The sequence below is a fragment of the Corynebacterium frankenforstense DSM 45800 genome (genome assembly GCF_001941485.1).
Classification (GTDB): Bacteria; Actinomycetota; Actinomycetes; order Mycobacteriales; family Mycobacteriaceae; genus Corynebacterium; species Corynebacterium frankenforstense.
Genome location: NZ_CP009247.1, coordinates 2219781 through 2233459, shown reverse-complemented (window position 1 = coordinate 2233459; position 13679 = coordinate 2219781). Strand labels below are relative to the sequence as shown.

At 69.7% G+C, this 13679-nt stretch carries 12 protein-coding genes; 8 read left to right on the top strand and 4 right to left on the bottom strand.

Going from position 1 to position 13679, the window contains the following annotated elements; genetic code table 11:
* The first annotated feature begins 8 nt into the window (after positions 1-8).
* Positions 9-980, top strand: a complete 972-nt coding sequence (locus CFRA_RS09785; protein WP_075664499.1) for an aminodeoxychorismate lyase — start codon at positions 9-11, stop codon at positions 978-980.
* A gap of 152 nt (positions 981-1132) precedes the next feature.
* Here CFRA_RS09785 and CFRA_RS09780 read toward each other — a convergent pair whose 3' ends face one another.
* The gene (locus CFRA_RS09780; protein ID WP_075664998.1) at positions 1133-1756 is read right to left on the bottom strand and encodes a heme-binding beta-barrel domain-containing protein; all 624 of its coding nucleotides are present in this window, start codon (positions 1754-1756) and stop codon (positions 1133-1135) included.
* A gap of 181 nt (positions 1757-1937) precedes the next feature.
* Here CFRA_RS09780 and CFRA_RS09775 point away from each other — a divergent pair, with 181 nt between their 5' ends.
* The gene (locus CFRA_RS09775; RefSeq protein WP_075664498.1) at positions 1938-3038 is read left to right on the top strand and encodes a diacylglycerol/lipid kinase family protein; all 1101 of its coding nucleotides are present in this window, start codon (positions 1938-1940) and stop codon (positions 3036-3038) included.
* Between the two features lie 144 nt (positions 3039-3182).
* Here the strand turns inward: CFRA_RS09775 and CFRA_RS09770 are convergent, their stop codons facing one another.
* Positions 3183-3971 carry an LmeA family phospholipid-binding protein gene (locus tag CFRA_RS09770; RefSeq protein ID WP_075664497.1) on the bottom strand — a complete coding sequence of 263 codons (789 nt, stop codon included), beginning with the start codon at positions 3969-3971 and terminating at the stop codon, positions 3183-3185.
* Positions 3972-4015: 44 nt separating this feature from the next.
* Between CFRA_RS09770 and mshD the strand changes: the two genes are divergently transcribed.
* From mshD to pstB, 5 genes are all read left to right on the top strand, one after another.
* The gene (mshD, locus tag CFRA_RS09765; protein ID WP_075664496.1) at positions 4016-5008 is read left to right on the top strand and encodes a mycothiol synthase; all 993 of its coding nucleotides are present in this window, start codon (positions 4016-4018) and stop codon (positions 5006-5008) included.
* Between the two features lie 318 nt (positions 5009-5326).
* On the top strand, positions 5327-6388 hold the full coding sequence (gene pstS, locus CFRA_RS09760) for a phosphate ABC transporter substrate-binding protein PstS (protein ID WP_156888097.1): 1062 nt from the start codon (positions 5327-5329) through the stop codon (positions 6386-6388).
* 198 nt (positions 6389-6586) lie between these two features.
* Entirely contained in the window at positions 6587-7612 is a 1026-nt protein-coding gene (gene pstC / locus CFRA_RS09755; RefSeq protein WP_075664997.1) for a phosphate ABC transporter permease subunit PstC, read from the top strand.
* Between the two features lie 21 nt (positions 7613-7633).
* Positions 7634-8563 carry a phosphate ABC transporter permease PstA gene (pstA, locus tag CFRA_RS09750; protein WP_075664494.1) on the top strand — a complete coding sequence of 310 codons (930 nt, stop codon included), beginning with the start codon at positions 7634-7636 and terminating at the stop codon, positions 8561-8563.
* A 44-nt stretch (positions 8564-8607) separates the two neighbouring features.
* On the top strand, positions 8608-9381 hold the full coding sequence (pstB, locus tag CFRA_RS09745; protein ID WP_075664493.1) for a phosphate ABC transporter ATP-binding protein PstB: 774 nt from the start codon (positions 8608-8610) through the stop codon (positions 9379-9381).
* A gap of 222 nt (positions 9382-9603) precedes the next feature.
* On the opposite strand, the gene phoU is transcribed toward pstB, so the two are convergent.
* Both phoU and dusB read right to left on the bottom strand, forming a co-directional pair.
* The gene (gene phoU, locus CFRA_RS09740; protein ID WP_075664492.1) at positions 9604-10344 is read right to left on the bottom strand and encodes a phosphate signaling complex protein PhoU; all 741 of its coding nucleotides are present in this window, start codon (positions 10342-10344) and stop codon (positions 9604-9606) included.
* Between the two features lie 255 nt (positions 10345-10599).
* Entirely contained in the window at positions 10600-11745 is a 1146-nt protein-coding gene (dusB, locus tag CFRA_RS09735; RefSeq protein WP_075664491.1) for a tRNA dihydrouridine synthase DusB, read from the bottom strand.
* A gap of 258 nt (positions 11746-12003) precedes the next feature.
* Between dusB and scpC the strand changes: the two genes are divergently transcribed.
* Positions 12004-13506: a succinyl-CoA:acetate CoA-transferase ScpC gene (scpC, locus tag CFRA_RS09730; RefSeq protein WP_075664490.1), complete on the top strand. Its 1503-nt coding sequence runs from the start codon at positions 12004-12006 to the stop codon at positions 13504-13506.
* Positions 13507-13679 lie beyond the last annotated feature (173 nt).

The following is a 13679-nucleotide window of genomic DNA, read 5'->3' as shown; positions in this document are numbered from 1 at the left end:
ATCGAGGTATGGCTGTCCCACAAGGAACCCGAGCGCCCGTCATCTTCGTCCTGGAACCGTTCGGGGGTTCGATCCGGCGTAACAACCCGAACCTGCCGTTCATCTTCTGGGACGACGCGGCGGTCACCCGCGGTGACGGGGTCTTCGAGACGCTGCTCATCCGCGACGGCAAGGCCGCCAACCTGCGCAGGCACGCGGAGCGCTTCCGCTCCTCGGCGCGGCTGCTCGACATGCCGGAGCCGGACGCGGAGTACTGGGCGCGCGCGACCGCCGAGGCCGCCGAGGCCTGGGTGACCGAGCGCGGCGAGGGTGTCGACGCCAAGTGCGTGTGGACCTACACCCGCGGGCGCGCCTCGACCGGCTTCCCCAGCGCGTGGCTGGTGCTCAGCGACATCCCGCAGAAGACCCTCGACCAGCGCGCCAACGGGGTGAAGGTGATGACCACCCCGCGCGGCTTCAGCGTGGACACCACGCTGCCCGGCGTCGACGAGGTCACCCGCGGCGGCACCGGGCCGGGCGAGGAGCGTCGCGTCGCACCCTGGCTGACGGTGGGCGCGAAGACGCTGAACTACGCGGCGAACATGGCCGCGCTGCGCTGGGCGCACGCCCACGGCACCGACGACGTCATCTACGTCGACCCCCGCGACGTGCACCCCGACAAGGGCCCGCGCGTGCTCGAGGGCGCGACCTCGACGGTGGTGCTGGCCAAGTCCAAGAAGCGGCTGCGCACCCCGGTGCCGGGCGGCGAGGTGCTGCCGGGCACCACGCAGGCGGCGCTCTTCGAGCACGCCGAGGCCGCCGGCTGGCGCTGCAAGGCACGCGACATCTACCTGCGCGACCTCAAGACCGCCGAGAGCGTGTGGCTGGTCTCCTCGGTGCGCGTGGCCGCCCGGGTGCTCTCCCTGGACGGCAAGACCCTCGAGGTCGGCGGGGACCCCGAGGAGGTCCGCGCGCTCATCGAGGGCGCGCTGGGTTCCTGACCTGTCAATTGCCGACGCCGCGCGTGCCCCGCGCGGGCGCGCACGCGGCGGGTGGGCGCGTTCCCCGGCCCCGGGGGCCGGGGCGTCTGGCCCCGGGTGGGCCGGTGCTTGGTCCCGGGTGGGTGCGCGCCTGACCCCGGGTAGGCCGGCGCCTAGCCGGCGTAGCGGGTCAGCTCGGCGGACATGCGCGGGCGCAGCTCGCCGTCGACCATGCGCTCGTCGACCCAGCCCAGGTGGTTGTTGGGCAGCAGGCCGTAGAGGCGCTTGCCCGGGCCGAGGGCCTTCGGGCCGGTCTCGGTGACCATGGTGGAGGCCGACTCGACCTGCCAGGCGCGCTCGGAGATCGGCTTGCCGTAGAAGATCTCGGCCACGCCGGTCGAGTGCGTGGTCACGATCTCGATGTTGTCCTTGGCGTCGATGCGCCAGAAGCCGGACTCGCGCTGGTCCTGGCCGGTCGCCTCGCCGTTCTCGTCGATCTTCCAGATGCGGGACTCGAAGACGAGGTAGTTCTCGCCGTCGTGGGCGAAGGTGACCTGCTGGCCGAAGGCGTACTGGCCGTCCTCGGCGGTGTCCGCCTCGCCGGTGCCGCGCCACACGCCCACCAGGGGCAGCAGGGCGAGCAGGCCGTCGTGGATGTTCGGGCCCTGGCGCAGGTTCGCGGTGTCCTCGGCCACGGGCAGGTCGCCCAGGTTCGGGATGTTGCGCCCGGCGGTGTCCTTGGACTGCTCGGCGGCGAGGTTGATCGCCTCGTTGCCGTCGAGGGTGCGCGCCTTCATCGGCTGCTGGTCCGAGCCCTGCCCGGCGGCCTTTCCGGCGGCCTGGGCGTCGGCGGCGGTGTCCGCCCGGGAATCGGGGTTGTTCTGCGCGTTGTCGTGCTCGTGGCTCATGCGCACCAGGCTACAAGGCGCGCGTGACGACGGCGGTCTGGGAGGGGGCGTTGACCGTTAGGGTGGGGGCATGCGCGCGCTCCTGATCACGAACCCGAACTCGACGGGTCAACGGCCCGAGGTGATGCGGCAGGTGCTCGCCCACCTCCTGCCGCTGCCCGGCCTGCGGCTGAAGTCCGTGTTCACCCACTACCCGCAGCACGCCGTCGAGCTGTGCGCCGGGCTGACCCGTGCGGACTACGACGTCGTCATCGGTGTCGGCGGTGACGGCACGCTCAACGAGATCATCAACGGCCTGCTCGGCGGCGACGCCGCGGGTTCCGAGGGCGCGGCCGACGACACCGACCCGACCCGGATCGCCGAGGCCGAGCCGGGCGCGCCCGCCCCCGAGCCCGCCGAGCTGCCGGCGCTCGCGCTGCTGCCGACGGGCTCGGCCAACGTCTTCGCCCGCGCGCTCGGCTTCCCGCAGGACCCGGTGGCCGCGGCGGAGCTGCTGGCCCGGCTGCTGCGCGAGGACCTGCGCCGCACGATCCACCTGGCCCGCTGGAACGGCAACTGGTTCGGCGTCAACGCCGGCTTCGGCATCGACGCCGACGTCATCGCGCGGATGGAGCGCGCCCGCTCCCGCGGCTTCGCGGCGACCCCGCTGCTCTACCTGACCACCTCGCTTCTGGCCTGGAACCGCATCCGCCGTGACCCGCCGCAGATCAGCGTGCGCGCGACCTCGGTGGACGGCGGGGAGATGGAGCTGGACGACCTGCCGCTGCTCTTCGCCTCGAACACGAACCCGTGGACCTTCCTGGGACCGCTGCCCGTGGTGACCAACCCGGCGAACTCCTTCGACCGCGGCCTCGGCCTGTTCGGCCTGACCCACCTCGACGGCGTTGGCGGTGTGGCCGGCATGCTGCACCTGCTGGGCATGGGGCACTCGCGCTGGTTCGAGCGGTTCATCGAGAAGCGCACCGTGCGCGTCGACGACGCCGCCGACCTCACGCTGCGCAGCGTGCGCCCGCGCAACTTCCAGGTCGACGGGGAGCTGGCCGGCGAGTTCGACGAGATCCGCCTGCACACCGTGCCCGACGCCATCGAGGTCTTCGCCCCGCGCGAGGAGACCCGGTTCAGTGACCGCCCGCTGCGGCAGGTGCTGCGCGACTTCCTGCGCTGGCACTAGGAGCGCCGCGCGCGGGTCGTGCTGTGCCGCCCGGGTCCCGCGTCCTGTCGGCGTCCCGTCCCCGGCGCTGAGGTCGGCGCCGCGCGCCGGGACCTGCGCCGTCCGCTACCTGTCGGCGCCGCGCGCCGGGACCTGTGCCGCCCGCTACCTGCCGGCGCCGTAGTCCGTGGAGTCGAAGTCGCTGGCCTCGGACGACTCGATCGGCGCGAGGTCGCTCAGGCTGACGGTGATGTTGCGCCGCTGCGCCTCGAAGCGCAGGGAACCGCCGCTGACGCCCACCGACTCCACGCGCGACTCCAGCGGCAGCACCCGGGTGTCCAGGTCCCAGGAGAACGCCGCGGCGGCCTCCTCCTCGCGGCCCTCGGGGGCCTCGAGGACCTCGAAGGGGCGCATGGTGAAGTGCTCGCCGTCGAGACGCAGCGTGGCCAGCACCGTCACCGGGTCCGAGAAACCGTCCGGCGTGCCGGTCAGCTGCACCTCGGTGGCCCCGCCGCCGGTCGGCGAGATGTCGTAGGGGTTGGAGATGTCCAGGTCCGTCATCCCCAGCTGCTCGCCGACGGCCACCCCGTCGAGGCTGATGCGCCGGGTGCTCAGCTCGGCGCGCGCCCCCGAGATCTCCCCGGTGACCACCTGGTCGGCGGTCACCTTCAACCCGTCGAGCTGGGTGGAGGCGTTGACCAGGCCGAAGCCGGGGGTGTCCACGTCGAGCACCTCGACGCTCATCCCGGAGATCTCGCCGGTCAGCGTCGAGGCCAGGTACGGGCTGCCGCCGATGGAGACGCGCGGCTCCATCTCCAGGTTGGACTCCCGGGCCACCGCGGACGCGACGTGCGCCTCCGCACGGGCGGCCACCGCGGCGTCGGCAAGCAGGCCACACGCGCCGACGGCGACCACGACGCCGCCGGTGAGCACCAGTTTCCGGGACAATTTCACAACGAGCCATTGTAGCGGGGCCCCGCGTGGCTAGGGTGGGCGCCATGACCGCAAGCGAGATCACCGTGCACACCGGAGCCCCCGACGCCGCGGCCGCCCGCGACCTGGTCGCGCGCGCCGCGGAGGCCGACGGCTTCGAGGCCCTCTCCGAGCAGTTCCTGCTCGGCCTCGACGACGCCCGCCTGGGCCACCGCCACCTCACCGTCACCCGCGACGGTGCCCTGGTGGGGCTCGCGGCCGCCGACGGGGAGTCCGCCGAGCTGGTCGTCGACCCGGAGGCGCGGCGCGCCGGGGTGGGCCGCGCGCTCGTCGGGAAGCTGGGGCCGACCCCGCTGTGGGCCCACGGCGACCTGGAGCCCGCGCGCGCCTTCGCGCGCGAGCTGGGTTACGGCGCGCAGCGTGAGCTGCTCGTGCTCGCCGTCGCCGGGGAGACGCTTTTCGACGCCGCGTCCGTCTCCTTCACCGCGCCCGGCGTCGCCGAGGTGGGGCGCGAGGGTTTCCTTGCCCTCGACCTGGCGGAGTCCGAGCGCCGCTTCGGCCGCGACGCGGTGCTCGACGCGTGGCTGCAGGCCAACAACGAGGCCTTCTCCTGGCACCCCGAGCAGGGCGGCTGGGACCGCGGGCGCCTCGAGCGGGCCATGGAGGCCGAGTGGTTCGACGCGGGTGACGTGTGGCTCCTGTGGAGCGGCGGCGACTCCGTCACCGCCACCGGGGCCGAGGACGCCGCCGGGGGAGAGGGGACCGAGTCCGCGCAGGGCTCTGTGCCGCCGCTGGCGGGCTTCCACTGGACGAAGTGGCACGGCGGGCCGGCCGGCGAGGCCGTCGGCGAGGTCTACGTCATCGGGCTGGCCTCCGACTTCCGCGGCCGCCGGCTCGGCGACCCGCTGCTCGAGGTCGGGCTCGAGCACCTCGTGCGCCGGGGCGCGGACCGTGTCATCCTCTATGTCGAGGCGGACAACGAGGCGGCGGTCAAGGCGTACCACCGCCGCGGTTTCACGGAGGCCGAGCGGCACGTGGTCTACGGGCCGGCTGAGTAGTTCTGCCCGTTAATACCCCCGCACGGGGGTGTTATGACCGGACAGACTCTGTGATCTTATCCGGAATTCTCTACGACAAGTGCCCGTTAACACACAGGTTGCAAGGGTCTCTATAAGCAAGTTTCTGTCGGCGACCCCCACCGTTAACGGGCCGTTCATCTTACATTGTCGCTGCGTACGCATGGGTTCCTTAGGTTGGTGCCACGTGAGCAACGGAGGTAGCCGGCATGTCCACGCCCCGGCGTGAAGGCGCACGGCCCGTTGGTTGCTCTCTATCTCTACGAGACATCCACGAGTCCCGCATCGCGAAAGGTTTCCCTGATGAAGAACTTCAAGCGTTCCGCCGCCGTCCTCGGCGTCGTCGCAACCGCGTCTGTCGCCCTGGCCGCCTGCTCTGAGGGCGGCGAAGGCGGCGAGCTGATCGGCGAGGGCGCTTCCTCGCAGCAGAACGCCATGGACTACTTCGGCACCAAGTTCTCCGAGACCGGCTCCAGCCTGGCCTACAACGCCTCCGGCTCCGGCTCCGGCCGCCAGAACTTCATCGGCGGCCAGGCGGACTTCGCCGGCTCCGACTCCCCGCTGAAGGACGACCAGATCGACCCGGCCAAGGACCGCTGCGGCGGCGCTGACGCCTGGCACCTGCCCTTCGTGATCGGCCCGGTCGCCATCGGCTACAACATCGACGGCGTCGACAACCTGAACCTGTCGGTCGAGAACGTCGCCAAGATCTTCAAGGGCGAGATCACCAACTGGAACGACCCGGCCATCGCCGAGGAGAACGAGGGCACCGAGCTGCCGGACCAGGACATCACCGTGGTCTACCGCTCCGACGAGTCGGGCACCTCCGACAACTTCCAGAAGTTCCTCAAGGCCGCCGCCCCGGACATCTGGGAGACCGACGGCCAGCAGTTCCCGACCGCCGTGGGCTCCGGCGCCAACGGCTCCAACGGTGTGGCCACCGAGGTCAACAACACCGCCGGCGCCATCACCTACGTCGAGGCCGGCTTCGCCCACCAGAACGACAACGTCGAGGTCGCCAACATCGACTTCGGCCACGGCCCGGTCGAGCTCGGCAACGAGTCCGTCACCAAGGCCCTCGACAACCTGACCTTCGAGACCGAGGGCAACGACATGGTCGTCGACTCCGACGCCCTGTTCGCCATGGACACCGAGGGCGCCTACCCGCTGGTCCTGACCACCTACGAGATCGTCTGCTCCGACTACAGCGGCACCGACAAGCCGGAGACCGCCGAGACCCTGAAGAGCTTCCTCAACCTGGCTCTGGACCACCAGGACGACGAGCTGGCCGACCGCGGCTACATCCCGGTCACCGGTGAGCACGCCGACCGCCTGAAGACGGCCGTCGACGCCATCCAGTAGCCTGACCGAGGCTCATCAGCCTCCCGGTCACGTCTGACCGACCGCAGAACGCCCCCGAGGACCCTCGGGGGCTTCGCGGCGCCAGCGTGACGGTGCCCCGCCCGGCGGGCGGGACGCCCACTGCCCCAGAAACACAAAAATCTTGTGAAGAAGGATCGCCGCCACATGGCAAACACCCCGAACGTCGACGAGCGCGAGATGCTCGACGGGGACCCGGCCGTCGCCGGTAAGACCGCCACCGGAGGCGCCGCCCCGGCCACCGATGAACCCAAGGTGGCCGGTAAGGGCGCCGGGGTCAAGCGACCGGGTGACCGTGTCTTCGAGTTCCTGTCCACCGCCGCCGCAACCCTGATCACCATCATCATCGCCGCGATCGGTCTGTTCCTGATCCTTCGCGCCATCCCCTCGCTGTCCCGTAACGAGGGCGGCCTCTGGGGCTTCCTGACCTACGCCGGCCCCTGGCAGACCCAGGACACCACCGCGATGCAGTTCGGTATCCCGAACATGTTCGCGGTCACCGTCCTGATCTCGCTGGTGGCCCTGCTGCTGGCCATGCCGATCGCACTCGGCGTGGCGATCTTCCTGTCGAACTACGCCCCGAAGCGCGCCGTCAAGCCGCTGGGCTATCTGGTCGACATGCTCGCCGCCGTGCCCTCGATCGTCTACGGCCTGTGGGGCTGGCAGACGCTCGGGCCCTTCCTCGGCGACTTCTACGAGTGGCTGCACAGCTGGGCCGGCGGGTTCTTCCTGTTCGCCACCTACGACAACTCGCCGGGCTTCGGCACCGGCCGCAACATGTTCACCGGTGGTGTGGTCCTCGCCGTGATGATCCTCCCGGTCATCGCCGCCACCGCCCGCGAGGTCTTCGTGCAGACCCCCAAGGGGCAGATCGAGGCCGCCCAGGCCCTCGGCGCCACCAAGTGGGAGGTCGTGCGCATGACGGTGCTGCCCTTCGGCCTGTCGGGCTACATCTCCGGCGCGATGCTCGGCCTCGGCCGCGCGCTCGGTGAGACCATGGCCCTCTACATGGTCGTCTCGCCGTCCTCGCAGTTCCGGTTCTCGCTCTTCGACGGTGGCACCACCTTCGCCACCGCCATCGCCAACGCCGCCGCGGAGTTCAACAACGACATCTCCGCCGGCGCGTACATCGCCGCGGGCCTGGTGCTGTTCCTGCTGACCTTCGTGGTCAACAGCATCGCCCGCGCCATGGTGAAGTCCAAGTAGGAAGGTGGGGAAGAAACAATCATGACCCAGGCAACCAAGGTCACCCCGGGCGGAGACGGCAAGCTCTCCGCCGACGGGCCCGTGTTCAACCAGATCTCCTCCTCCCGACGGATCACCGACAGCATCGCCAAGGTGGTCATCTACCTGGCGATGGTCATCGCGCTCGTCCCGCTGGTGTGGGTGCTCGCCGTGGTGATCAAGAACGGCATCGGCACCGTCATCGACCCGTCGTGGTGGACCCAGTCGCAGCGCGGCGTGTCCAACTCCTCGCCGGGCGGCGGCGCCGCCCACGCGATCATCGGTACGCTCGTGCAGACCCTGATCTGCTCGATCATCTCGATCCCGATCGGCATCTTCACCGCGATCTACCTCGTCGAGTACTCCCGCGGCGGCAAGCTCGGCCGGATCACGACCTTCATGGTCGACATCCTCTCCGGTGTGCCCTCCATCGTCGCCGCGCTGTTCATCTTCGCGCTGTGGATCTCGGTCCTCGGCCAGGGCAAGTCCGGCATGGCCGTGGCCCTGTCCCTGGTGCTGCTGATGGTGCCGGTCATCGTCCGCAACACCGAGGAGATGCTCCGCGTCGTCCCGGCGGACCTGCGTGAGGCGTCCTACGCCCTCGGCGTGCCGAAGTGGAAGACGATCGCGCGCATCGTCCTGCCGACCGCCCTGTCCGGCATCATCACCGGCATCATGCTGGCCATCGCCCGCGTGATGGGCGAGTCCGCGCCGGTGCTGATCCTCGTGGGCACCTCCAACATCATCAACTGGTCGCCGATCGGTGGCCCGCAGTCCTCGCTGCCGCTGATGATGCTGGACATGTACAAGGCCGGTACGGCCCCCGCCGTCCTCGACAAGCTGTGGGGCGCGGCCCTCACGCTGGTCATCATCATCGCCCTGCTGAACATCGGCGCCCGGATCATCTCCGCCCGGTACTCCGTGAAGCACTGAGGCCATCGAGAGAAATTTACGAAGAAGAGAACCAGGAGCTAGAGATGTCGAAGCTTGAACTGCAGGACGTCAACATCTACTACGGCGACTTCCACGCCGTGCAGAACGTCAACCTCTCGGTGCCGGCCCAGTCGGTCACCGCCTTCATCGGGCCGTCCGGCTGCGGTAAGTCCACCGTGCTGCGCACCCTCAACCGCATGCACGAGGTCATCCCGGGTGCCTCCGTCCAGGGCAAGGTGCTCCTCGACGGGCACGACATTTACGGCCCGAAGGTCGACCCGGTCTCGGTGCGCAACACCATCGGCATGGTCTTCCAGAAGGCCAACCCGTTCCCGACCATGTCCATCGAGGACAACGTCGTCGCCGGCCTGAAGCTGTCCGGCGAGAAGAACAAGAAGAAGCTCAAGGAGGTCGCCGAGCGCTCGCTGCGTGGCGCGAACCTCTGGGAGGAGGTCAAGGACCGCCTCGACAAGCCGGGCGGCGGCCTCTCCGGTGGTCAGCAGCAGCGTCTGTGCATCGCCCGCGCCATCGCGGTCGAGCCCGAGGTGCTGCTCATGGACGAGCCCTGCTCGGCCCTCGACCCGATCTCGACCCTGGCCGTGGAGGACCTCATCCACGAGCTCAAGGAAGAGTTCACCATCGTGATCGTGACCCACAACATGCAGCAGGCTGCCCGTGTGTCCGACCAGACCGCCTTCTACTCGCTCGAGGCCACCGGCAAGCCCGGCCGCCTCGTCGAGGTCGGCCCGACGAAGAAGATCTTCGAGAACCCCGACAAGAAGGAGACCGAGGACTACATCGCCGGCCGCTTCGGCTAAACCTCGGCAGACGGAAGAGGCCTTCCCCGCTCGCTGCGGGGAAGGCCTTTCGCCGTGTCCGGGGCGGCGCCATGCGGGGCCCTGCACCTCTGCGCCGCTACGCCCGTGCCCGCGCGCCGCCGGGGACACGGAGCTTCCCGGGTGACAGGGTCTCCAGGGGCGCAGAAGTGCCGCGAAAGCCGGGGGAGAAGCTGAGAGTCCCGCGGGCCCTGGGCCTGGGCCCTACCGCCCGTGGCGGTGGGAGAACTGCCGCTCGAGCTCGGCGAAGCGGCGCTCCACGTCGGCCTGGGACTCCTCGTCGCGGCGGCGCGCGATGTACTCCTCGCGCACCAGGCCCGTGGTCAGGTAGATCACCCGCGAGGAGACGTTGACCGCGTGGTCGGCGTAGCGCTCGTAGTAGCGGGCGATCAGGGCCACGTCGACGGCCTCCCGGGTGGTGTAGGGCCACTCGCGCTGGGTGAGCACGAGCATGATGTGCTCGTGCAGGTCGTCCACGGCGTCGTCGTCCTCGTTGAGGCTGACCGCGGAGTCGGCGTCCGGGTCGACGAGCAGGTCGCGGATCTTGGCCACCATGTGCAGGCCGAGCCGGCCCATCTCCTCGAAGAATCCGCGCACCCGCTCGGGGCACGCGTACTCCGGGTGGCGGCGCCGCGCGGCGTTGGCGATGTGCATCGCGAGGGCGGCCATGCGGCGGAAGTCCTCGACGATGTAGATCGAGGAGACCACCTGGCGCAGGTCCCGGGCCACGGGGCCCTCGAGGGCCAGCAGCTCGACGGCGCGGGCCTCGCAGCGGTCGACGATCTCGTCGAGCTCCTCGTCCATGGAGAGCGCCTCCTCGGCGGACTCCAGGGAGGCGCGGGTCAGCGCGTCGTTCGCCTTGTCCATGACAGAGCTGACCAGATCACACATGACGATCAGGTCATGGGCGAACGAGTCGAGATGTTCACGGTAGGCTGCACGCATGCCGAATAGGATACCCGCAACGGTCTGAAAGGCCCTTGTCCGAAGGGCTACGCATGGGGGAACTTTAGGTTAACCGTCGGGTAACAACGCACTTCAGAGCGTGCATATGTCCCACTACTTATGGGTTACCGCCATTTGTGGTGCCCGGCGTGTTTCCGTCCGGGCCGGCCCACGTCCGGCCCGCCCCCGCGTCCGAGGCGGTGCAGCCGCCCACGTCCCACTTCCGGCCTGGGGCCCCGCGGCCGCCCGAGGCCCCTATCCGCCGCTGTTCTCGATCTCGGCGCCCACCGGCACCGTCTCGTCCTCCGGGTCGTCGAGCCAGCCCTCGGGCAGTGCGACCTTCGCCGCCGACCCCTTGCGCCCGCGCGCTCCCGAGGCGTCCTCGGCGACGACCTGGGAGTCGCGCCACGGGTCCAGCTCCGCGGAGAGTTCCGCCAGCGAGGAGATCCGGGCGAGCTTCCCGCGCAGGTCCCCGCCGACGGGGAAGCCGCGCAGGTACCAGCCGATGTGCTTGCGCAGCATCCGGCAGCCGTGCTCCTCGCCCCCGACCTCGGCGAGCAGCCGGGCGTGGCGCTCGATGATCCCGGCGACCTCCCCGAAGGTCGGCTCCGCCGGGATCGGCAGCCCGCGCAGCTCGGCGGACAGCTCCGCGAACAGCCACGGCCTGCCCAGGCAGCCGCGTCCGACCTCCACGCCGTCGCAGCCGGTCGCGTCCATCATGGCGCGCGCGTCGCCGGCGGCGAAGATATCGCCGTTGCCGAGTACGGGCACCCCGGTGCCGGCCATGTGCTCGACCAGGCGGGCGATCTCGTCCCAGCGCGCCTGGCCCGAGTAGCGCTGGGCGGCGGTGCGCCCGTGCAGCGTGACCGCGGCCGCGCCCTCCTCGGCGGCGATCCGCCCGGCGTCCAGGTGCGTGTGGTGCTCCTCGTCGATGCCGATGCGGAACTTCACGGTCACCGGGATGCCGGAGTCGCCGCTGGCACGCACGGCAGCCGCGACGATGTTCGCGTAGAGGCGCCGCTTGTAGGGGATCGCCGAGCCGCCGCCGCGCCGGGTCACCTTCGGCACCGGGCAGCCGAAGTTGAGGTCGACGTGGTCGGCCATGTCGCGGTCGACGACCATGCGCACGGCCTCGTAGGTGTACTTCGGGTCCGAGGTGTACAGCTGCAGGCTGCGCGGCGACTCCTCGGGGTGGAAGCGCGTCATCTTCAGCGTCTTCTCGTTGCCCTCGACCAGGGCACGCGCGGTGACCATCTCGCAGACGTACAGCCCGGAGACGGTCCCGATCTTCTCCTGCTCGAGGTGCCGGCACAGCATGCGGAACGGCATGTCGGTCACCCCGGCCATCGGGGCGAGCACGACCGGCGAGGCCAGCTCGAGATTTCCCACGCGTAAACTCACGGCCCCATTCTGGGGGACGCGCACCCACGGCGCCAAAAATTGCCGACGTCGCGCCGCGCGGCGTCGGCAATTGACGTGCGCGTCGCCGGGGGTGACGTCCGCCCACCGGGCGGACGCGACGCTGCAGGTCAGCGAATCGTCATGAGTTTCGGCAGGACGCGGGTGACATTGCGTGTCACGTATCACTATCATTGGGTCAAGTGGCGCGGCCAGCCGCGCGAAACCGCACCCCAAGACGTCGACAAGCTAAGGAAGACAATGAGCGAGCGTATCGCCAACGCAGCCCTGCAGGGCAAGGTCATGTCCGCCGAGGAGGCGGCGCAGTTCATCGACAACGGCGCGACCGTGGGCATGTCCGGGTTCACCGGCGCCGGTTACCCCAAGGCGCTGCCGACCGCCATCGCCGAGCGCGCCAAGAAGGAGCACGCCGCCGGCAACGACTACAAGATCAACGTGCTCACCGGCGCGTCCACCGCCCCCGACTGCGATGGTGTGCTCGCCGAGGCCGACGCGATCAACTACCGCGCGCCCTACCAGTCCGACCCGTCGATGCGTAAGGCCATCAACTCGGCCGCGATGAAGTACCAGGACATCCACCTGTCCCACATGGGCATGCTGGTCCAGCAGAACTTCATCGACGTCGACGTCGCCGTCATCGAGGCCGTGCGCATCACCGAGGAGGGCAACGTCGTGCCGTCCTCCGCCGTGGGCAACAACGTCGAGTACATGGACGCCGCCGACAAGATCATCATCGAGATCAACGAGTGGCAGTCCCTGGAGCTCGAGGGCATGCACGACATCTGGGAGATGCCGAAGCTGCCGAACCGTGTCCCGATCCCGATCACCAAGCCGGGTGACCGCATCGGCACCCCGTACATCGAGGTCGACCCGGAGAAGATCGTCGCGATCGTCAAGACCGACGAGGCCGACCGCAACGCCCCGTTCAAGCCGGCCGACGAGATCTCCGAGAAGATCGCCGGCAACTTCCTCGACTTCCTCGAGGCCGAGGTCGCCGCGGGCCGCCTGAGCTACGACGGCTACATCATGCAGTCCGGCGTGGGCAACGTGCCGAACGCCGTGATGGCCGGCCTGCTCGACTCCAAGTTCAACAACATCCAGGCCTACACCGAGGTCATCCAGGACGGCATGGTCGACCTGATCGACTCCGGCAAGATGACCGTGGCCTCGGCGACCTCCTTCTCCCTGTCGCCGGAGTACGCGCACAAGATGAACGAGGAGGCCTCGAACTACCGCGAGCACATCATCCTGCGCCCGCAGCAGATCTCGAACCACCCCGAGGTCATCCGCCGCGTCGGCCTGATCGCCACCAACGGCATGATCGAGTCCGACATCTACGGCAACATCAACTCCACCAACGTCTCCGGCACCCGGATGATGAACGGCATCGGCGGCTCGGGCGACTTCACCCGCAACGCCTACATCTCCTCGTTCATCTCCCCGTCGGAGGCCAAGGACGGCAAGATCTCCACGATCGTGCCCTTCGCCTCGCACATCGACCACACCGAGCACGACGCCATGGTCGTCATCACCGAGTACGGCTACGCCGACCTGCGCGGTCTGGCCCCGCGTGACCGCGTGGCCAAGATGATCGCCATCGCGCACCCGGACTACCGTGCGCAGCTGGAGGAGTACTACGAGCGCGCCCTCAAGGGCAAGGCGCTGCACACCCCGCACGACCTGGGCACCGCGTTCTCCTTCCACATCAACCTGGCCGAGAACGGCACGATGCGCCTGGACTAGGGGCGGTTGCCGTCCCCGTTAGTCGGGCACTGGCGCGGCGCCGGCCGGGCCTCGGCTGAGCACGGATCCAGTCGTCGCCTCGGCCTGGCGGCACGCCGGGACGCGGCCCGCGCAACCGGCGGGCTGATTGCGGCACCGGTTGTCCTGCACGTTAGGATGACCGGTGTCGCTTC